The organism is Bradyrhizobium sp. Ken01 (assembly GCF_055807355.1).
This window is the reverse complement of record NZ_JBVVPC010000160.1, coordinates 1-414: the sequence shown is the minus strand read 5'-3', so window position 1 is coordinate 414 and position 414 is coordinate 1. Positions and strand designations below refer to the sequence as shown.

The 414-nt window shown below is 59.9% G+C and carries 1 protein-coding gene; it reads left to right on the top strand.

All coding sequences use genetic code 11. The features are described from left to right. Positions 1-13 precede the first annotated feature (13 nt). The coding region (locus AC0L3S_RS39175; RefSeq protein WP_473285310.1) for an MmgE/PrpD family protein at positions 14-414 on the top strand (401 nt) is incomplete at its 3' end.

Here is a 414-nt window from a genome sequence, read left to right as displayed (position 1 = left end):
TTGGAGCGCCCTGGTGCGAGCCTTAATTGAACTTGGCAACTTCGTTAGCAACTTCCCCGCAAGTGCATTACCGGTGGCTGCACGGCAGACTATCTCGCTGCTTGTGCTAGATCTCATCGGTGCGACCGCTGCGGGCCTGCAATCGCCGTTGGCTGATGCAGCCAGAACGTCAGCCCTAAAAGCTTACGGCGAGGGTCCCATCACCATCTGGTTGACCGACAAACAGTCGAGTATTGCGGGCGCCGCGATGGCGAACAGCGCTGCGGCCAGCGCGCTCGACATCGATGATGGTCACCGCGGATCGGGAGGGCACCCTGGTGCAGGTGTTATTCCCGCTGCCTTGGCGGTGGCTCAGGCCGTTAACGCTTCTGTTTCCGAAACAATGGCTGCGATCGCACTCGGATACGAAATCGC